Genomic DNA, 705 nt, shown 5'->3' on the forward strand with positions numbered 1-705 from the left:
CTGAAGCCGTTGTGCTTGCTGAAGCCGTTGTGCTTACTGAGGCTGATTCTGAAGACGATGTTCTTGCTGAAGCCGTTGTGCTTGCTGAAGCCGTTGTGCTTACTGAGGCTGATTCTGAAGACGATGTGCTTGCTGAAGCCGTTGTGCTTGCTGAAGCCGTTGTGCTTGCTGAGGCCGTCGTACTTGCTGAGGATGATGTGCTTGCTGAAGCCGTTGTGCTTGCTGAAGCCGTTGTGCTTGCTGAAGCTGATGTTGATTCAGAAGCTGATGTTGATTCAGAAGCTGATGTGCTTGCTGAAGCTGACGTGCTTGCTGATGCTGACGTGCTTGCTGATGCTGACGTGCTTGCTGATGCTGATGTGCTTGCTGAAGCCGTTGTGCTTGCTGATGCTGATGTGCTTGCTGAAGCCGTTGTGCTTGCTGAAGCCGTTGTGCTTACTGAGGCTGATTCTGAAGACGATGTGCTTGCTGAAGCCGTTGTACTTGCTGAAGCCGTTGTACTTGCTGAAGCCGTTGTACTTGCTGAAGCCGTTGTACTTGCTGAAGCCGTTGTGCTTACTGATGCTGATTCTGAAGACGATGTGCTTGCTGAAGCCGTTGTGCTTACTGAGGCTGATTCTGAAGACGATGTTCTTGCTGAAGCCGTTGTGCTTGCTGAAGCCGTTGTGCTTACTGAGGCTGATTCTGAAGACGATGTGCTTGCTG

Annotated in this window: 1 protein-coding gene; it reads left to right on the forward strand. The window is 51.1% G+C overall.

Annotated features, from left to right (window positions below):
* Positions 1-705 (forward strand): hypothetical protein (locus QM911_RS09900; RefSeq protein WP_414313885.1); only part of this gene is annotated, 705 nt, incomplete at both ends.

This window comes from Streptococcus infantis (genome assembly GCF_047460825.1).
Classification (GTDB): Bacteria; Bacillota; Bacilli; order Lactobacillales; family Streptococcaceae; genus Streptococcus; species Streptococcus infantis_V.